This window comes from Allobosea sp. (assembly GCF_051860145.1).
In the GTDB taxonomy this organism is placed as follows: Bacteria; Pseudomonadota; Alphaproteobacteria; order Rhizobiales; family Beijerinckiaceae; genus Allobosea.
In genome coordinates, this window is sequence record NZ_JBHYEM010000002.1 from 169,386 (window position 1) to 188,551 (window position 19,166).

General features: G+C 64.9%; 15 protein-coding genes. 4 read left to right on the forward strand and 11 right to left on the reverse strand.

Annotated elements, in window-relative coordinates; all coding sequences use genetic code 11:
- Nucleotides 1-90: 90 nt before the first annotated feature.
- From ACTIF2_RS04020 to ACTIF2_RS04030, 3 genes are all read left to right on the forward strand, one after another.
- Entirely contained in the window at nt 91-1,800 is a 1,710-nt protein-coding gene (locus ACTIF2_RS04020; protein ID WP_439495751.1) for an ABC transporter permease, read from the forward strand.
- The gene (locus ACTIF2_RS04025) at nt 1,797-2,921 is read left to right on the forward strand and encodes an ABC transporter ATP-binding protein (protein WP_439495752.1); all 1,125 of its coding nucleotides are present in this window, start codon (nt 1,797-1,799) and stop codon (nt 2,919-2,921) included. Before ACTIF2_RS04020 ends, ACTIF2_RS04025 begins: the two co-directional genes overlap by 4 nt.
- Before the next feature lie 285 nt (nt 2,922-3,206).
- A complete protein-coding gene (locus ACTIF2_RS04030) occupies nt 3,207-4,154 on the forward strand; it encodes a GlxA family transcriptional regulator (protein WP_439495753.1) in 948 nt (315 codons plus the stop codon).
- On the opposite strand, the gene ACTIF2_RS04035 is transcribed toward ACTIF2_RS04030, so the two are convergent.
- The 7 genes from ACTIF2_RS04035 to ACTIF2_RS04065 form a co-directional block, all read right to left on the reverse strand.
- Nucleotides 4,102-5,544 carry an MmgE/PrpD family protein gene (locus tag ACTIF2_RS04035; RefSeq protein WP_439495754.1) on the reverse strand — a complete coding sequence of 481 codons (1,443 nt, stop codon included), beginning with the start codon at nt 5,542-5,544 and terminating at the stop codon, nt 4,102-4,104. The genes ACTIF2_RS04030 and ACTIF2_RS04035 overlap by 53 nt on opposite strands.
- Nucleotides 5,545-5,557: 13 nt before the next feature.
- On the reverse strand, nt 5,558-6,493 hold the full coding sequence (locus ACTIF2_RS04040) for a glycine betaine ABC transporter substrate-binding protein (RefSeq protein ID WP_439495755.1): 936 nt from the start codon (nt 6,491-6,493) through the stop codon (nt 5,558-5,560).
- Nucleotides 6,494-6,907: 414 nt separating this feature from the next.
- Nucleotides 6,908-8,416 (reverse strand): argininosuccinate lyase, encoded by a 1,509-nt coding sequence (gene argH, locus ACTIF2_RS04045; RefSeq protein WP_439495756.1) that lies wholly within the window; start codon nt 8,414-8,416, stop codon nt 6,908-6,910.
- On the reverse strand, nt 8,413-9,534 hold the full coding sequence (locus ACTIF2_RS04050; RefSeq protein WP_439495757.1) for a mandelate racemase/muconate lactonizing enzyme family protein: 1,122 nt from the start codon (nt 9,532-9,534) through the stop codon (nt 8,413-8,415). Before ACTIF2_RS04050 ends, argH begins: the two co-directional genes overlap by 4 nt.
- Nucleotides 9,535-9,540: 6 nt before the next feature.
- On the reverse strand, nt 9,541-10,611 hold the full coding sequence (locus ACTIF2_RS04055; protein ID WP_439495758.1) for an ABC transporter substrate-binding protein: 1,071 nt from the start codon (nt 10,609-10,611) through the stop codon (nt 9,541-9,543).
- 33 nt (nt 10,612-10,644) lie between these two features.
- Nucleotides 10,645-12,414 carry an ABC transporter permease subunit gene (locus ACTIF2_RS04060; protein ID WP_439495759.1) on the reverse strand — a complete coding sequence of 590 codons (1,770 nt, stop codon included), beginning with the start codon at nt 12,412-12,414 and terminating at the stop codon, nt 10,645-10,647.
- Nucleotides 12,411-13,520, reverse strand: coding sequence for an ABC transporter ATP-binding protein (locus ACTIF2_RS04065; RefSeq protein WP_439495760.1), 1,110 nt, complete (start codon nt 13,518-13,520; stop codon nt 12,411-12,413). Before ACTIF2_RS04065 ends, ACTIF2_RS04060 begins: the two co-directional genes overlap by 4 nt.
- 58 nt (nt 13,521-13,578) lie before the next feature.
- Here ACTIF2_RS04065 and ACTIF2_RS04070 point away from each other — a divergent pair, with 58 nt between their 5' ends.
- Entirely contained in the window at nt 13,579-14,478 is a 900-nt protein-coding gene (locus tag ACTIF2_RS04070) for a LysR family transcriptional regulator (RefSeq protein ID WP_439495761.1), read from the forward strand.
- 120 nt (nt 14,479-14,598) lie between these two features.
- Here the strand turns inward: ACTIF2_RS04070 and ACTIF2_RS04075 are convergent, their stop codons facing one another.
- The 4 genes from ACTIF2_RS04075 to ACTIF2_RS04090 all read right to left on the reverse strand — a co-directional run bounded on the left by ACTIF2_RS04075 (nt 14,599) and on the right by ACTIF2_RS04090 (nt 19,163).
- Nucleotides 14,599-15,756 carry an alpha-hydroxy acid oxidase gene (locus ACTIF2_RS04075; protein ID WP_439495762.1) on the reverse strand — a complete coding sequence of 386 codons (1,158 nt, stop codon included), beginning with the start codon at nt 15,754-15,756 and terminating at the stop codon, nt 14,599-14,601.
- Nucleotides 15,757-15,862: 106 nt separating this feature from the next.
- Nucleotides 15,863-17,230, reverse strand: a complete 1,368-nt coding sequence (locus ACTIF2_RS04080; RefSeq protein ID WP_439495763.1) for an FAD-binding oxidoreductase — start codon at nt 17,228-17,230, stop codon at nt 15,863-15,865.
- Between the two features lie 74 nt (nt 17,231-17,304).
- Complete coding sequence (locus ACTIF2_RS04085) at nt 17,305-18,357, reverse strand: ABC transporter ATP-binding protein (protein ID WP_439495764.1); 1,053 nt, start codon at nt 18,355-18,357, stop codon at nt 17,305-17,307.
- 35 nt (nt 18,358-18,392) lie between these two features.
- The gene (locus ACTIF2_RS04090; RefSeq protein ID WP_439495765.1) at nt 18,393-19,163 is read right to left on the reverse strand and encodes an SDR family NAD(P)-dependent oxidoreductase; all 771 of its coding nucleotides are present in this window, start codon (nt 19,161-19,163) and stop codon (nt 18,393-18,395) included.
- Nucleotides 19,164-19,166: the final 3 nt, after the last annotated feature.

The window sequence follows — 19,166 nt, forward strand, 5'->3', positions numbered from 1 at the left end:
CATGCCGGATATGGCTCCATTGAAGCAACGCCACCCGTCCGGAGATGCCCGGGTCAAGCCCGGGCATGACGCCCTTTCGCAAGGCTCATCATGACCGCCGTCCCCACCACCCCGTCCCGTGCCCGCGCGCTCGTAGCCACGCCCGGCCAGATCGCGCTGGCGCTCGCCATCGCCGCCTTCCTTTTCGTCTTCCTGGTGCTGCCGGTGGCGACGGTGATCTATGTCGCCTTCACCGAGAAGGGCACCTCGACCTTCACCCTGGTCAACTTCTACGACTTCTTCCGCACCGAGCTGTTCATGCGCTCGCTGTGGAACTCCTTCTACGTCTCGGCGATGTCGGTGGTCTGGGCCTCGGTCTTCGCCCTGCCGCTGGCCTATCTCACCACGCGCTTCGTCTTTCGCGGTGCGGCGGTGGTCCAGACGCTGGGCTTCCTGCCGCTCATCATGCCGCCCTTCGTCGGCGCGGTCGCGATGCAGCTCTTCTTCGGCCGCAATGGCTCGGTCAACCTGCTGCTCGACGAGTGGTTCGGCTTCAAGATCGACTTCATGGAGGGGCTGAACGGCGTCATCTTCGTCCAGTCGGTCCACTACTTCCCCTTCATCCTGATCAACCTCTCGGCGGCTTTGCGCAATATCGACCGCGCCATGGAAGAGGCCGCGCAGAATCTCGGCTCATCCGGCTTCCGGCTGTTCCGGCGCATCGTCTTCCCGCTCGCCATGCCGGGTTATCTCGCCGGCGCCTCGCTCGTCTTCGTCAAGGTCTTCGACGATCTCGCGACGCCGCTCCTGCTCAACGTCAAGGACATGCTGGCGCCGCAGGCCTATCTGCGGGTGACCTCGATCGGCATCGCCGACCCGATGGGCTATGTCATCTCGGTCGTGCTGATCATCGCCTCCGTGGCGGCGATGTGGCTCTCGGCCCTGGCGCTGAAGGGCCGCGACTACGCCACCACACAGCGCGGCGGCGGCGGGCTCGCCCGGCGCGTCATGCGCCCGCACGAGGCGGTGCTGGGCTACGGCGTCGTCATCCTGATCCTGGCGCTGGTGCTCGCCCCGCATCTGGGCCTGCTGCTGCTCTCCTTCGCGACGATCTGGTCGTTCTCGCCCCTGCCCGACGCCTACACGGTCGCGCATTATGCCCGCGTCTTCGGCGAGAGCTCGCTCTACATCAAGAACACCTTGATCTACGCCACCATCGCCGGCGGCATCGACGTCGTGCTCGGCGTCGCCATCGCCTATCTCGTGCTGCGCACCAAGCTCATCGGGCGCGAATGGCTCGACTGGATGGCGTCGGCTGCGCTCGCCATTCCCGGCGTCGTGCTCGGCATCGGCTATCTCAGGACCTTCTACGGCATCACCTTGCCGGACGGGACGCCGCTCGCCGCGCTCTGGATCACCATCGTGCTGGCGCTGGCGATCCGCCGTCTGCCCTATGCCTTGCGCGCCTGCTATGCGGCGCTCCAGCAAATCTCGGTCTCGCTCGAGGAGGCGGCCGAAAACCTCGGCGCCACCAAGGCCCGGACCGTGCGCCGCATCGTCGTGCCGCTGATGGCAGGCGGCATCCTCGCCGGCTTCGTCACTTCGTTCGCCACTGCGGCGGTCGAGCTCTCGGCGACGCTGATGCTGGTGCAGTCGAACTCCGACGCACCGCTGGCCTACGGGCTCTACGTCTTCATGCAGTCCGCCGCCGGGAGGGGGCCGGGCGCGGCGCTCGGTGTCGTCGCCGTGCTGCTCGTCGCCGCCTGCACCTTTCTCTCGCACGTCATCATCGAACGCAGCCAGAAGGCCAAGGGCGTATGAACACGCAAATTCAGTCTGCGACCGTGGCCGCCCCAGTTCCGCTCGCCACGCCGGCCGTCTCGGTCGCCATCGAGAGCGTCAACCTCTCCTACGGCGACAACCACGTGCTCAAGAACGTGAACCTCGCCATCGAGCCCGGCGAGTTCTTCGCCTTCCTCGGGCCCTCGGGCTGCGGCAAGACCACGCTGCTCAGGCTGATCGCCGGCTTCAACCAGGCCGATACGGGCCGCGTGCTGATCGGCGGCAAGGACATCTCGGCGCTGCCGCCCTGGAAGCGCGATGTCGGCATGGTCTTCCAGTCCTACGCGCTCTGGCCGCATATGACGGTTCGCAAGAACGTCGCCTTCGGCCTCGAGGAGCGCGGCGTGGCGCGTGCCGAAATCGAGCGGCGCGTCGGCGTCGCGCTCGATCTCGTCGGGCTCGGCCATCTCGGCGACCGGCGGCCCTCGCAGCTTTCCGGCGGACAGCAGCAGCGCGTCGCAGTGGCGCGCACTGTCGCGGTCGAACCCAAGGTCCTGCTCCTCGACGAGCCGCTCTCCAATCTCGACGCCAAGCTGCGCGTCCAGGTCCGGCGCGAATTGCGCGACCTGCAGCAGCGGCTGGGCCTGACCACGATCTTCGTCACCCATGACCAGGAAGAGGCGAACACGATCTGCGACCGTATCGCCGTGATGAACGAAGGCATCGTCCAGCAGGTCGGCACGCCGATGGAGCTCTATGAGCGCCCGGCCAACCTCTTCGTCGCGAATTTCCTCGGCACCGCCAATATCCTGGCCGGCGAAGTCATAGGCTCGGGTTCGGAACGCCATTTCGCCATCGACGGCGGGATCAGGGTGCCGATAGCACCCGGTGCGACCATCCCTGCTGGCGCAAGGCTGGTCTTTCGCCCGCAGCATGCAGGGTTGACCGGCCCGGAAGCCTCTTCAGCCGACGGCCTGGCTTTGCCTTGCATCATCGCTCATCGCGAGTTCCTGGGAGCGAGCGTCCGCTATGGCGTGCGATTCGGCACGACGGAGATCGGCGTCGATGTACCCTTCCAATCCGGCGCGGAACTCTTCGAGATCGGGGACCATGCGAAGCTCACCTTGCCGGAACGCTTGCTGCTCTGGCTTGCCGCTTAATCGACCTGCCAGTAGCAGACCTTGGCGAGCCCCCAAAAGACCCCGAATAGGCCTCGAACGCTCGACTGCATTGCGCCAAGAGCAGACTCTGGGCGATCGCCCGAAAGCGGACCTCCAGGCACCGCAGCGGCACGGGTTACCGCCATCGCGGAAGCGGCCGCGGCTACCGACCTCGTCTGCTTTCATTTCGGCAGCCGCCATCGAATCGCGGTATCGCGTCACAGCTGGGTCCCAGGCTGAAGGCATCGCGCCTTGATCGAATGTTCAAGACCTGACGAGGCGAACGTGGATACGCTCCGCTTCGGCTTCCTGCTGGCTCCTCGGTTCTCGATGATGAGCCTCAGTTCGGCCATCGAGCCGATCCGTGTGGCGAACCGGCTTTTGTCCCGCCGCGGGTTCGACTGGCGGACCTGCAGCACGGATGGCAAGCCCGTCGCCGCCTCGAACGACCTCGTCATAGAGGCCGAGCCGGTCGCGAGCGTGATCGAGCAGGTCGACGCGCTGGTTCTTTGTGCGGGCACGCACCTCGATGCGTCGTCCGAGGCTCCGCTCATCCGCGCCGTGAGATCCGCGGCGAGGCGGAAGCGGACGATCGGCGGACTCTCCACCGCAACGCACATCCTGGCCCGCGCCGGGGTCCTCGGCGGCTATCGTTGCACGATCCATTGGGAAAACCTGCCCGCGCTGCGCGAGGAGTTTCCCGATCTCCTGGTGACCGAAGCCCTCTACGAGATCGATCGCGACCGTTTCACCTCATCCGGGGGGACGACCGCTCTCGACATGATGCTTCACATCATCGGGTTGCGGCACGGAGCCGACATCGCCCACGAGGTCGCGGCACAGTTCCAGCACGGCAAGATCCGAGCCCATGACGAACGACAGAGCGGCTGGCAGCAGCGCAACGTCGCATTGCTGCCGCCCATCCTGCGGCGGGCCACGTCGATTATGCAGTCCAACATCGAGGAGCCCATCGCCATCCGTGACATCGCGGTGCGCGTCGGCATCAGCCAGCGGCAAATGGAGCGGCTTTTCGCAAACCAGTTCTCACTGCATCCCAAGCAATATTATCTCATGCTGCAGGCGGAGCGGGGCCGGGAGCTGTTGACCTATACCGAGAAGACGATGATCGAGATCGCCGTCGCGACGGGGTTCGGATCGGTGTCTCAGTTCTCGAAATGGTTCAAGCACTTCCACGGGCAGCTGCCGTCCCGCTACCGCAACGGGCGGACGTGACCCTGGAAGCCGAGGCGGCCCGAGCCGCGACCGGATCGGCGCGTATCGACGCGAGTAGGTCCGCGACCGTGGCGCCGTTCTCGCCGAATTCGGAAAGGAACTCGAAGCAGGCACGACTCCGCTGCTCGCCCCATGAGGGAGACACGTAGAGCAGGAATTTGCGTTGGAGCTCGGCTTCCGAAAGAGGGCATTCGGGGTTTCCCCGCGGCTCTCTCGGAGCTGACGAGAAGGACGAACCATCCCGCATGCGGATTTCGACGCGGGCAAATCGACGGGCTGGAAACGCCTTCGAATACTCGACATCCTCGACATATCGAACGCGCTCGGTCAGCCGCTGAACGACTGGATTGCCGAGCGCCCGATCGGCGATGTGCTCCGGCAGCACATCGCCATGGGCGAGTGCAACAGCCGTCGGGAATGACGTGCCGTATTGCGCCTCGTCGGTCGTCCTGGGCACGCCCTGGAAGAGCCGCGTCGCTTCGTGGAAGGTATGTACGATCACGTTTTCGACGTCATCGATCCGGATCTCGTGTCGAGCCTGCAATTCCCGGACACCATCGATCCCCGGATGCGCCCAGCGGCAGACGGGATAGGGTTTCGTGTATTGCTCGAAGATCCGCCAGTGCTCACCGAGATCGCTCCAGACCTCATCAAGCTCGGCCGATACGATCGAGAGCGCAGGTGCGCCGGAAAAACCGGCCGCCGCCAGATAGGCGGCGGAGACGCCTGCCATGGCCCCCCATCCGGAACCGTCCTTGACCATCGTCGGATAATCGACGTCCCGCATCAGCTGGCTGCGCGGGCCATGATACTCGGCGATGCCGAGAGCGTGGCGGAAGCGCTCCGTATCGAGGCCCAGGAGGTGGCCAGTGAGGGCAGCGCAGGTCAGAGCGTTCCACGCGCCGGAGGAGTGATACTCCGCGGCACTCCGATGCAGCGCGATGCCTGCTCTGGTGCCGATCTCGTAGCCGGCGACGAGAAGGCGAAGGAGAAGCGACCCCTCGCAATCCGGCCTTGTCGCCTCCGTGACGGCAAGCAGCGTCGGAAGCACGGCGCACCCGACATGGCCTTTGGTGAGCGAGTGACCGTCATGGGAATCGACCGAGTCGATGATCATTCCGCCTGCGAGCGCGGCGCCCACCGGGTTTGTGACGGATCCGCCCGTGATGGGACGGCATGCGGGACCATCCGGGACTCGGGCAGCGTGGAAGTCGTGGACATAGTCGTTGAGAATGCCGGCGAGTGGCGTCTGCGATCCCGCAACGGCCGTGGCGACCAGGTCGATGAGACACCAGCGCGCCTTTGCCATGAGGTCGGGGGAAAGCTCAGTTCTCGCGATCTCCTCGATGAACGACCGGATATCCGTGTCTCGGCCCGTCAGCCTAGCCATGGCCTGCCTCCCGTCACCGCACGAGGCCTGACGACTTCAGGAACTCGCTGGCGACGGCTGGGATGGTCTTCTTGTCGACGTCGACCATCGCGTTCAGCTTCGCCATTCCAGCCTCGTCCAGCCGGCTCGAAATGTCCTTGAGCAGGGCCCTGATCTGCGGGTGCGCCGCCAGGATCTCCTTCGTGACGACGGGCGTCATCACCTGTGGGATGTGATATTGCCGGTCGTCCTCCAGAAGCACGAAATCGAAGGCGGGAATACGTCCGTCGGTGGAGAAGACGAGGCCGACATCCACCTGGCCGTCGCGCACCGCCTGGTAGATGAGGCCTGAGTCCATGCGTACGATGTCCTCGCGCGGGAAGGCGAAGCCATACGCCTCCTGCATCGGCATCAGGCCGTCCTTGCGACTGTAGAATTCGGCGTTGCAGCCGAACGTGACCTTCTTGCCGGCTTTGATCGCTGCGGCGAGGTCGCTCGTGGTGCGAAGCCCCATCGACTTGGCCGTCTCGCGGCGCATCGCAAGAGCATAGGTGTCGTTGACGTCCGAGCTATCGAGCCAAACCAGCCCATTCGGACCGTCGAGCTCGTTGAGCTTGGCGAGCATTCCTGCGCGCGGGATGCCCGGGGTCTTGTGGAAATTCACCAGCGCGGGGCCGGTATACTCCCAATAGAGGTCGATCTGCCGCGAGACGATCGCCTGGCGGACGACGCTGCTTCCCATTCCCGAGGTGAGCTTGGCCGGTATGCCCTTCGCGTCGAGATATTGTTGCGTAATCTCGCCGATCAAAATATTCTCGGTGAACCCCTTGGATCCAACCTTTACGTCCGCACCGGCAGCGGGGAACGCAAATAGCGCCAGCGCAGAGGCGAATGCAATTGTACGGCGTAAAAACATCAAGGCCCCCTTGGTCTTCTTTCGCGATGCAATACCTTCGGCCGTGATCTCCACCTTTTGCTGGAAGGCAAAGTATCAGCAGCGGCTCCGGCAGAACTTCTACGTATCAGCGTAAATCCAATCGCCTGCGATCCTGACCGAGAAAATCGTCATCAAGAGTCAGGAAATCGACAACGCCGCTTGCCGCGCCAGCCGCCGTCAAATGCCCTCATTCGAGGCTGCCCTAGGCTAGGGGCTCCGGGATTCGGCCCACGGTCAAAACCTGCAAATCTGCAGCGCTGTGTGAGTCAGCTTGTGATGGGCGCCAAGCCCGGCCTGGCCTTGTTACTGTCAGGCACAATGCGCTTCGCCAGCCCTGCACTGGCGGGGCTTTCAAGGAGCTTCATCGCCCCCTCAAGGGCCGATGAAGCCAGATTGCATGTTCAAAAGCCGGCCGCCTGAGCTGATCGGCAGCTGGCGAGTTCGGGACTACAACCAAGCGGCTTCCGCCTCGGAAAGAACCTCCGAGGCCCGCTCGACTATCGCTCGGCGCGCCTTCTGCTCCCCGAGAAGGGCGGTGTTTTTTTCCCGAGCTGCGAACGCAAGTCCTTCGACCTCGCTCGCTGCGGTGCCGCCGAGTGACGTCCGCGATGCAACGAACCCGCGCGCCTCCAGCACCCCTCGAATGATGCCATCAGACAGGCCCACCGGTTCAAGGTGCACGTTTCGGCAGGCGACATCGAGCATTTCGCCCGTAACGCCGGCGGTGGAGATGCCGTCTTCCAGCGCATTGCGCACGAGACGGGCCACCACATGGTGAGCCTGCCTGAACGACAACTCCGTGCGCGCTACGATTTCATCCGCGAGACCCGTCGCCGTCGCCCAGCTGTTGGAGGCGACGTGCTCCATCCGGGCGGTATGAACCGCCAAGCTGGAGATTACGCCGGTCATCAGCTCGAGGGAGCCTCGTGTGGCCTTGAATGCAGCATCGAGCTGAGGGACTTCTCTCATCACGACATCGCCGGTGCCCTCCGAGCGAAAGGTCGCGAGCGCGCTCGAAAGCCATATCACCGCCTCGCCGGCCGCAAACTTCACGGCCTCCAATGCGGTCGGATTCTTCTTCTGGGGGAAAATGCTGCTCGTACCGCAGAACTCGTCCGCGCACTCTACGAAGCCGAATTCGGCCGATGACCAGATATGGAGATCGGTCGCCAGATCGTTCAACGTGGCCATCACGAACGACAGGCCGCCAATGAGGTCGGCGGCATAATAGGCCTCCCGCGCCAGCTTCGCATTCACCAGGACATCGCTGAAACCGAGCAGTTCCGCAACGCGGTGCCGGTCGATCGGCCAGCTCGTGCCTGCAAGGCCCGCCGCGCCGAGCGGGCAACGGTCCAGGCGGCGATAGGCATCCTCGAGGCGTTCGAAATCGTCCTGAAGCTTCGCGACGAAGGACAGCAGGTAATGCCCGAACACCGTCGGGTGAGCGTGTTGGAGACAGGTATAGCCCGGCATGACGCTCAGTTGATGCCGCGACGCCAAACTCGCCAAGGCGTCCGCCAAGGACAGGATGCCATCGAAGACGTCCAGCAGCTGACGGCGCTTGTAAAGGCGTCGCACGGTAGGGCCCTGGTCCAGGCGGCTGCGACCCGTATGCAGCCGCCCCGCGAAATCCTCACCTATGCGGGCCGCGAGAAAATGCTCGATCTGAAACACGAAGCCGCCGCGGGCCACGTCGAACGGCAAGGCATCCGGCCCCAGGCGCTCGATCTCGATGAGCGAGGACAGGATGGCGGAGGCCGCCTTCGGAGATAGAATTCCCTGCTCGGCGAGCATGACGGCATGCGCTCGATCAACCCGAAGATACTCGGCGAATTGGCGTTTCTCGCGCTCGAGATGCGGAGCTTCGTAGATCGCCATCAGGGCTTGGGCCGGAGCCGCGCTGAGCCGTGCGTCGGCAGGTCCGGCAGCCGCTTCGATCGATGTGACCTTGGTCATTGCCAGCCCTCGATCGCATAGGCCTCGACCACCGCGGGGTCGAATTCGAGGCCGAGCCCCGGGGTCTCGGGCGCCGTCAGAATCCCGTCCCTCGGCTCAGGCCGGTTGCGATACAGGTTGGCCCAGATCGGATCCCTATTGGGGTCGGGATAGCATTCGACGAAGGTTCGGTTCGGGATCGCCGCCATCATGTGCAGGCTGATATGCGGCTCTCCAACCTGCGCCATGCGGACATCCGAGAAGGCGGCCATGGCGGCAAGCTTGATCCAGCCGGTGATGCCGCCGCCGCGGTTGTAAGTGACGTTGAGAACGTCGACCGCGCGCTCTTCGATGAGCCGGACAGCATCGAAAATCGACGGTTCAGATTGTCCTGCACCGGTGTTGATGCCGGTCTTCAGGCGCACATCCGACAGGCCGCGGGCCACGTTGCGCGGATGGACCGGCTCCTCCAGCCAGGCCGGTTCATAAGGTACGATCAAACGCGCAAACCTGACCGCGTCCTCGGTCGTCCAGGCCATGTTCGAGTCGACGACGATGGCAAAACCCCTACCCGCCGCCTCGCGGGCCACGCGGACGCGCTCGACGTCCTCCTCGATCGACAGGGCGCCGACCTTGAACTTGATGCCGGCCAGCCCGCGCTCACGATAGAACGCGATTTCCCTGCGAATGCCGTCGGCGTCGCGGCTTGTCTCGTAATAGCCGCCAATGCCGATCATCGGTACATGCGGATCATATCCCCCGAGCAGCTTCCAGACCGGGACACCGAGCAACTTGCCCCTGAGATCCCACAGGGCAGCATCCACGGTCGCGATCGCGAGCATCAGCGACGGCCGGTCGATATAGGCCTTGTCGAACGCAACCATGCCCCGCCACAGCTGCTCACCACGCAACGGGTCGGCGCCGATCAGCAGCTCTCTGAAGGGGCCGAGCACCGTCTGCTTGAGATAGTCGGAATAGTGCGATTCGTTTCCGACGCAGGCTTCCCCGATCGTCCCGTCATCGGCCTTGATCCGACACAGGAGAGCCGTTCGCGAATCGAGCTGGTAGGTGCCGCCGCTGAACGTCGAGGGAAGCTGCGCCGAGATCTGGCGCAGCTCCAGGGAGGTGATGGAAGCCATAAAGGTTCAGCCTTGCAGGAGCCATTCGTTGAAACGGCGATCGGACATCGCCTTGTTCTTCCCCCAGAAGGCGTCGTCGATCCGGGCGGTCTGGCGCAGGTTCTCCGGGAAGGTCGGAAGCTTCTCGGCCACTGCCTTGTCGATGAACTTGTAGGCCTCGGGATTGGTCGGCCCGTTCGGCAGCAGCCGGGTGACCGCCGCTTGCCGGTCCGGCCGGGCGCAGAAGCTGACGAACTGCCGGGCGAGGTCGCCCTTCGGCGTGCCCTTGGGAATGGCCCAGCCGGACAGACTGTAAAAGCCGCCGTTCCAGTTGATCGCCACCGGCGCGCCGGCATCGGCTGCGGTCTGGGCGCGGGCGTTGAAGGTCGGACAGATGTCGACCTCGCCGGACTGAAGGAGCTGGGTGCTCTGCGGCGAGGAATCCCACCAGACCTGCACCTGCTTCTTCACCTCGTCGAGCTTCGCGAAGGCTCGATCCCAGCCACCCGGAGCCTCGAGGGCACGATAGATCTCGGGACCGCCGGGCACGCCGGCGGCGCGCATCGCGATCTCGACCATGTCGCGAGCGAGCTTGCGCATGCCGCGCCGCCCCGGGAAACCCGAGACGTCCCAGATATCGGCGAAGGAATTCAGGCCTTTGGGGAACCTGTCGGTCCTGTAGGCCAGTACGAAGGTCACCACGTTGTCGGCCATGTAGAACGTGTTCTTCATGTCGGCGGGGATAGCCGCCATGGCGTCGCCGGACAGATCCAGAGGGTCGAGCAGGGATTGCTTTTCGAGCAGTTCGGCGACGTCCGAGGTGATGCCGCCGCTGATGTCCCATGAATAGTTGCGGGTATCGACCTGAGCCTTGAACTCGGCAGCCGGGTTCGAGCGCCTGACCACGGAGGTCACCGCGATCCCCGTCTCCTGGGTGAACGGGCGGTAATAGGCTTCCGCGAAAGCCGTCGAATAGACGCCGCCGGGATCGGAGACCACGAGGGAGCGCGACTGGCCGCGGGCGATGTTCGGTGCGGCCAGAAGCGCCGCAGTGCCGGCGAGGACAGATCGGCGGGTGGGACTGACGAAATCACGCATGGCACGCTCCACGGCTGAGGTTATCGAGGCGGATCAGATCGCCTTCCGGCGCCGGGAAAGCATTTCCCCGAGCAGGATGACGCCGACGACGAAGACGAGCATCACGGTCGAGACGGCTGCCAAGGTCGGGCTGACATTGAGGAGCGCATCCGCCCACATCTGACGCGGCAAAGTGGTGGACACGCCGCTGCTGATGAAGAGCGCGACCGTCAGCTCATCGAAGGATTTGACGAAAGCGAACAGGAAGGCGGTCATCATGCCGGTCCGGATGATGGGGTAGGTAATCCGCCGGAAGGCCGTGAACTTGCTTGCGCCGAGCGTCCATGCGGCCTGGTCGAGCCGGACGTCATAGTTGCGCAGCACCGCCATCACGGTGATCACGACATAGGGCAGCGAGAACACCGTATGGCCGAGCACGAGGCCGAATGACGTGCCGACGAGGCCGATCCGCGAGAAGGCGTAGTACAAGGCGAGCGCGACGATGATGTGCGGCATCACCATCGGCAGGAGCAGGAAAGCCATCACGGCCGTCTTGGCCGGCAGCGGGCGACGAGCGAGGACGAACGCCGCAGGAGTGCCGAGCGCCACCGACAGGACCGCGGTCGCCAGCCCCACCGCGATCGAGCGCCAGGTCGCGGCCTGCCACAGCGGCGATTCCAGATAGGCCTGATACCATTGCAGCGAGAAGCCGCGCGGCGGCCACTCGAAGAAGGAGCTGCCCGAAAACGAGATCGGAACCAACACGAACGAGGGCGCCGCCAGGAAGAAGATGACGGCGAGGCCGACGAACCAGAGAACGGGGCGGCCCGCCGAACGCGGTGGTCCCTCACGGTGCGGACGCAGGCGGTCGAGGGCCTCGCCCGCGAATGCGCAGGTCCAGCTCACAACCGCGAGCGCCTTGCGGCCGATCGCTCCCGCGACGCGCGCCAGGCCGCCGCGTCCGTTGTCTCGCGCGCCACCGACCTCGCCCGTGAGGACCGACATGCCGAGCACGCGGTCGAAGAGCCAGAACACGGCGATCGATGCCACCAGCAGGAGCACCGCCACCGCGCCGGCGAAGCCCCAGTCCAGCGCTTCGTCGATCTGAGTGATGATGATCTGGGCGATCATCGTCTCGCGCCGACTGCCCAGCAGCGTGGGCGTGACGAAGAAACCGAGCGCGGTGATGAAGACCAGCAGCCCGGCGGCGGCGACCCCCGGCAGCGACTGCGGGAAATAGATGCGCCAGAAGACGTGCGAACCCCGGGCGCCAAGTGTCGCCGCGGCCCGGCTGGTGTTGGGCTCGATGTTCTGCATCACCGAGAGCATCGTGAGAACCGCGAGCGGCATCAGCGCGTGGGCCATGCCGACGATGACGCTGCTGAAATTGTAGATCAGCTCGAGCGGCGGCAGGCCGAGGGCATCGAGCCCCTGATTGATCATGCCGCGCCGCCCGAGGATGACCATGAAGGCGAAGGCCCGGACCAGGACGCTGGTCCAGAACGGCATGAGCACGCAGATCAGCAGCAGCGAGCGGGTGGAGGATTTCGACGTGGCGAGCAGATAGGCCACCGGATAGCCGGCGATCAGGCAGGCGACGGTCGTCCAGGCGGCGATCCTGAAGGTATTGCCGAGCACCTGCAGGTAGAGCGCGCTTTCGCCGAGGCGAGCGTAGTGCTCGAAGGAGGGCTGGCCCTGTCCGTCCAGGCCGCTGAGCCAGAGCAGCTGGGTGACCGGCAGCAGGAAGACGAGGCCGAGCAGCAGGAGCGCCGGGGCCAGCGGCCAGAAGCTCGGCCCGAAGAGCCGTGTCGACAGCGCCTTCATGCCGCACCGCCCAGCAGGACGGTCCGCTCCGCGGACCAGCCGAGGCGGATGCAATCGCCCACGCGGGCAGTGGGCGGCCCGTCGGTGAGGCGCGTCGCGACGATCGTCTGGCCGTCCGCCAAGGCCGCGTGGTAGCGCGTCACTGCACCGCTCATGACGACATGCTCCAGCACGGCGGAAACCGAATTGTCGCTCGTTTCCTGCGCCTTCAGAGGACGCAGGTGCTCGGGGCGGACCATGAAATGGCCGGCCGCGGTCGAGGCGGCTTCGGTCGCGCGGTAGTGCAACGGTGCGCCATCCGGGCAGCAAGGCGTCCCGTCGCCGCCTCGCTTCAGCGCGAAGACATTGGCTCCGCCGAGGAAATCGGCCGCGAAGACTGTTCGCGGCTCGAAATAGAGCTCGGCTGGGGTGCCGAGCTGCTCGATGCCGCCGTCGTGCATCAGGCAGATGCGATCGGACATGGCCATCGCCTCCTCCTGGTCATGGGTGACGTAGAGGATGGTGGTTCCCAATTCCGAATGCAGGCGCTTGATTTCGACCTGCATCTGGTCCCGCAACTTCTTGTCGAGCGCGCCCAGCGGCTCGTCCATCAGGATCACCGAAGGCTGGTAGACGGCGCAGCGTGCCAGTGCGATGCGCTGCTGCTGGCCGCCGGACAGTTCGCGGGGCAGGCGCTCCGCCACATGCGGCAGGCGGACGATCTCGAGCATGCGCGCGACGCGTGTGGAGATCTCCCGTTCGGGAACGCGCCGCATCCGCAGCGGAAAGGCGATGTTCTCGAAGACGCTGAGATGCGGAAACAGCGCATAGTTCTGGAAGACCAGGCCAATGTCGCGCTTATGCACGGGAGCATAGGTCTGGTTGACGCCACCAAACGAAATCTCGCCGGCATCGGGCACGACCAGACCGGCCAGAATCGTCAACAGAGTGGTCTTGCCCGAGCCGGACGGGCCTAGGAGCGTGAGGAACTCTCCGCTCTCGACGTCGAGAGACGTCTCGCGCAGCGCGTGCACTGGACCATATGATTTGCGAACCCGGTCGATGACGAGTTTGGCGGCCGGCAATGCTCTGCTCCCCTTGTTTGGGCAGATACTGTTAGTCGGCATCACTCATGTCCAATTAAATCGATATTCACATAGTGATAAGTCATGCTAATGAGGCAGCATGGATTTAAGGCAGTTCGAGACCTTCGTTTCCATCGCCACGCTGCGGAGTTTCCGGGCCGCGGCGAACCGGCTCAATGTGACGCAACCCGCTGTTTCGCTGAGGCTATCGGCGCTGGAGCAGGAACTCGGCGTCAAGCTCATCGAGCGCAGCGGCTCGACGGTCCGTCCGACGGCGAAGGGCCTCGAGCTTCTGGCCTATGCCGAGCAGGTTCTCGACGGCGTCAACCGCTTCAAGTCGACGGCGAAGTCGTCGGGGGAACCGCAAACGGTACGGCTGGGAGCCACAAGCACGATCGTTCACGCCTGGCTGACCGATCTTCTGCGGCTGCTTCGGGCGGAATTCCCGAACCTCGTCGTCGAGATGACCATCGATACGTCGCCGCGATTGAGGGCAAGCCTCGTCGGCGGAGAACTGGACGTCGCGATCCTGATGGGCGCGGTCCATGAAGCGGGCGTCAGGCAAGTCCCCCTTGGGACCTATCGAACCGCGTGGATAGCGAATCGCGAACTCGCGGCCCAAGTCGCTGGGCGCGATCTGGTCCTGCGGGAGATCGCCCAGCACTGGGTGGTCACGCACGCTCGCGATTCCGCGACATATGCGTCGATAGAAGAGTTGTTCCGCACTAACGGGCTGTATCGCAAGCAGATCAGTTCAAGCAATTCCGTCGAGGCGATCATCAGGCTGGCTCGAAGCGGTCTGGCGATAGGCGCACTCAGCGAAGCATGCATCAGCCCCGATGACCCCGAGCTCCAGCTCCTCCCCTGCGAGTTCGAGCTGCCGAGCTACGAATTTTCAGCGTCTTATCATCTCGATACGATGAGTCGAATGGGGATGATCGTCGCTGAGCTCTCGCGACAATGCGCTGCTGCTCATGTTGCTGGATTGAAACGCGCTTGAGCAACGAGCTCATCAGATCTGCTTGTATGGTGGCGCCATCGTCAAGGCAGTCCAGCGCCACGAGAGGCGACATCGGCCAGCTGCCAGAAGCGGCGCCAGCAGCATGGGCTCGCTGACGCGCTAGTCGCTTGAATCAATCCATTGCGCCTCACGCAAGGCTGCAAGATTGCGCATGCCCGCGAAAGCCATAAACGTCCGCAATTCGTCGATCAGCAGCTTGGCCGCACGAGGAACGCCGGCTTCGCCCGATGTTGCCAGCGCCCACAGGAAAGCCCTGCCGGCCAGCACGGCGTCCGCCCCTGCCCCGATGAGCTTGGCGATATCGCTGCCGTGCCTGATCCCGCTGTCGGCCAGGACAAGGGCCCTGCCCCCGATCGCGCTGCGAATAGCCGGCAACACCGAAAGCGGATGCGCGAGACTGTCCAGATTGCGGCCGCCATGCGAGGAGATCACCACGCCTTGCGCGCCCAGGGATACGGCAAGCTCGGCGTCGTCGGGATGCTGGATGCCCTTGACGATCAGATGGCCTGGCCAGCGGTCCCGGATGGCCGATATCAGATCGCGTTCGAAATTGGTCGTGAGCGCGAAACGTGGATCGCTGACCGAACGCGTGATCGCGGTTCGAACCTCGCCCGGATAGTTGTCGAAAGAGGGCAAGCCGCGCGTTATCCAATAGCGCCCCATGACGCCGAGGCTCCAGCCCGGATGGCGCATCAGGTCCAGGCCGAGCCTGAGGCTGGGCTTCAGTGGGATCGTGAAACCGTTGCGCTGGTTGTGGACCTTCTTTGGCGAGCCGGGCGTATCGACCGTGACCAGCAACGTTCCAATGCCGAGAGCGCGGACCCGGTCGATCAGACGAAGCGTTTCCGTGCGATCGCGCCAAGGATAGAGCTGGAACCAGAGTTCGGTCTGCGGCGATCTCGCGACGATCTCCTCGATCCGCGTCGATGCCTGCGTCGCCGCGCAGTACGGCAGCCCGGCCTGTGCGGCTCCGCGCGCGATCTCGATTTCGCCGTCATAGCGAACCAGCCCGGCGAGAGCCGTCGGCGCGATGATGAGCGGGTGCGCGCGGCGCGTCCCCACTATGTCGACGCCGAGGTCCGGATTCGACACGTCGCAAAGCGCCCTTTGCACGATCCTGCGCCGATCGAAGGCCTTTCTCAGGCCGACGATCGCCGTCTCGGCCTCGGTGCCGCGATCGATGTAGTCGAAGATAGCACGCGGCAGGCGGCGGCGCGCCGAAGCACGCATTTCGGAGAAGTCGAGAAAGTCGCTCATCGGTCGATCCGGCGGGTCTGCACCCAATGGCGGCATGTCGGAGCGGCTCCCGCGCGAGCCCGGATGAAGGCCCGTCCTGCCGCCGGCTCGCGAAGACCCGCCACGGTCAAGCGGCGGCGGGTGGCGCAGGCGGCAGGACCCGGCCCGGGTTCATGATCCCGAGCGGATCGAGCGTCCGTTTCATAGCCTGCATCAGCGCGAGCTCCGACGGCGGCTTGTAGCGCTCCATCTCGGCGATATGGATCGAGCCGATGCCGTGCTCGGCGCTGAAGGTGCCGCCCAGTTCGGCGGCGATGTCGTAGATCAGGTGATTGACGGCAGCTGTGCAAGCCGGCTTGTCGGCGGTCGCGGCCCAGTCGCCATGGCTGAACATCGCGATGTAATGCAGGTTTCCATCGCCGAGATGCCCGACGACGACCGGTGTCGCATTGACAAACCGGGTTGCGAGCGCAGCCTCCGCGAGCCTGACGAATTGCGGAATGCGCGCCGGCGGCACGGCGATGTCGTGCGTGATGCCCATCCCTTCCTTGACGTTGGCTTCGGTCACGTGGTGGCGAATGTGCCAGAGTTGCTGCCGCTGCCGCTCGCTCGTCGCGATGGTGGCGTCCAGGACCCTTCCGGCGGCCAGCGGAGCCTCCAGCAGGTCGGTGAGGCGGTCGGACATCGCGGCCGCATCGTCCGCGCCGGCCATCTCCGTCAGAACGTACCACGGCGCCTGTGTCGGCAGCGGCCTCGCGGTATCGGGAATATGCCGGATCACCAGCTCCAGTTCGCTGGACGAGATGAGCTCCATGGCCGAGACCAAGCCCGGAAACCCGCTTTGCAGGTCCGAGGCGAGGCTCGCCGCATCCTCGATGCTCGGTACCGCGATGAGCGCCGTGACGTTGTGCTGCGGCAGCGGGAAAAGCTTCAGCACGGCTGCGGTGATGATCCCCAGAGTGCCTTCCGATCCGATGAACAGGTTCTTCAGATCATAGCCGCTGTTGTTCTTCCGCAGCGCGCGCAGTCCGTTCCAGATGGTGCCGTCGGGCATGACGGCTTCGATGCCGAGAACGAGGTCGCGCATGTTCCCGTAGCGCAGGACGGCGGTGCCCCCGGCATTGGTCGCGAGATTGCCGCCGATCTGGCAAGAGCCTTCTGCCCCGAGGCTCATGGGAAAGAGCCGGTCTACCGCCCGCGCGGCCTCCTGCACCTGGGCCAGCACGCAGCCGGCCTCGACGAGCATTGAGTTGTCGCGGGCGTCGACCGAGAGGATGCGGTTCATCCGGCGCAGGTTGAGCACGATCCCGCCGCCGGCGGCGTCGGGCACGGAGCCGCCGCAGACGCTGGTGTTGCCCCCCTGCGGGTAGATTGGCACGCGGTGGTGCGCGCAAAGCTTGACGATCTGCGCGACCGCCGCCGTCGACGCGGGAAACGCGACGGCGAGCGCCTTGCCGAAATGTCGTTTGCGCCAATCGACGAGATGCGCCTCCATCTCGGCCGGCACGTCCGTGATCGCCGTATCTGGAACGGTGCGCAGCTCGCTCAGGAACGTCTCGGACATCGCGCTCAACCGTTCAGCATGATCACGTCACCGGCATCCCAGGTGACATGCAGCCGGTCGCCCGGCTTGACGCGCAGCGCTGCGCGTTCCGAAATGCTCTTGGCGACAAAGCTTGTTCCGCCGGCGGTGCGGACGCTCACGCGCGTCATGCCGCCGACGAAGGAGACATGGTCGATCTCGCCCGACAGCACGTTGACCCGGTCGGGTGGCAGTTGCCCCTCATCGACGATCCGCAGCTTCTCCGGCCTGACCAGAACCTTGCTGCCCGGGCCGGCATCGGCGCCCGGCCAGAACAGCGTTCCGTCCGAGGCCCGAAGGACCCCGCCCTCTCCCCGCACGACGTCGAACAGGTTGGATTCGCCGATGAATTGTGCCGCGAACATGTTGGCCGGCGCGAAATAGAGCTCTTCCGGCGAGCCGGTTTGCGAGACGTTGCCGGTCTCCATGAGGCAGACCGTGTCGGAGAGGTTGAGCGCTTCCTCCTGATCATGCGTCACGTAGACGATGGTCGTGCCGAGCTCGGTATGGAGGCGCTTGATCTCCTCCTGCATCTGGTCGCGCATGTTCTTGTCGAGCGCGCCGAGCGGTTCGTCCATCAGGATGATCTTCGGTGAGTAGACGATGCAGCGGGCAATGCCGACACGCTGCTGCTGGCCGCCGGACAGCTGGCGCGGCTTGCGCGCCTCGAAGCCGGTCAGGCCGACCCGGGCCAGCACGTCCCGGACCTTCTCGGCGATCTGCGCTTTCGGCAGCCCCCTGATCTTCAGCGGATAGGCGACGTTGTCGAAGACGCTCATGTGGGGCATCAGCGCATAGTTCTGAAAGACCATGCCGATGCCGCGCTCGCGGGCTGGAACGTCGGTGACGTCCCGGCCGTCGATGTCGATCCGACCCGACGTCGCCGCGACGGCGCCGGAGATCAGGTTGAGGATCGTGCTCTTGCCCGATCCGCTGGGGCCGAGAAGCGTCAGGAACTCGCCGCGGCGCACGGAAAGGTCCGTGCGATGCAGGGCCGTGAAGCCGCCATAGATCTTGCCGACGCCTTCGAGGCGGATCATCGGGGTCGCATTGGACTCTTGCGAGGTCCCGGCCGTCATGCCGACACCGGCACGGTATAGGCCAGCGGCAGCCGCCCGCCATCGGCATAGATGGTCTGTCCGGTCATGTAGCTCGACGCATCGCTCGCCAGGAACACCGCTATCCTGGCGATCTCGTCGGGCTGGCCGAGGCGCCCCATCGGCGTGCGCGAGAGGATGTTCTTCAGCGCGCCGGGATCGGTGTTGACGATCTGGGCAAGCAGCTCGGTCTCGACGCTGCCGGGACCGATGCCATTGACGCGGATGCCGTGCTTGGCGAGGCCGAGTGCCATGACTGCGGTCAATTGGTTCAGCCCGCCCTTGCTGACGGCATAGGGCACGATATGGGGGCTGCAGACCACCGCATTGATCGAGCTCATATTGATGATCACGCCCTTGCGGCCCTGTGCCACCATCTTGCGTGCCGTAGCCTGCCCGACCAGGAAGCCACCCTTGAGGTTGACCCGCAGCACGCGGTCGAAATCCTCCTCGGTGATGTCGAGGATCTCGGCGTTCTGGTTGATGCCGGCATTGCTGACGGCGATGTCGATGCCGCCGAACCAGTCGCAGGCCGTTTCGACCAGCCGCGTGACATGCTCCGCGTTGCCGACATCGCAGTGGCTGTAGCGGCAGCGCTCGCCCAGTTCCGCGGCGAGCTGGGCGCCACGCTGGTCCTGTACATCGGCAATGACCACATTGGCGCCCTGCGCGATGAATTCCCGCGCGATCGCGGCGCCGATGCCCTGGGCGGCGCCTGTGACGATCGCTGTCTTGCTGTTGAGCTGCATCTT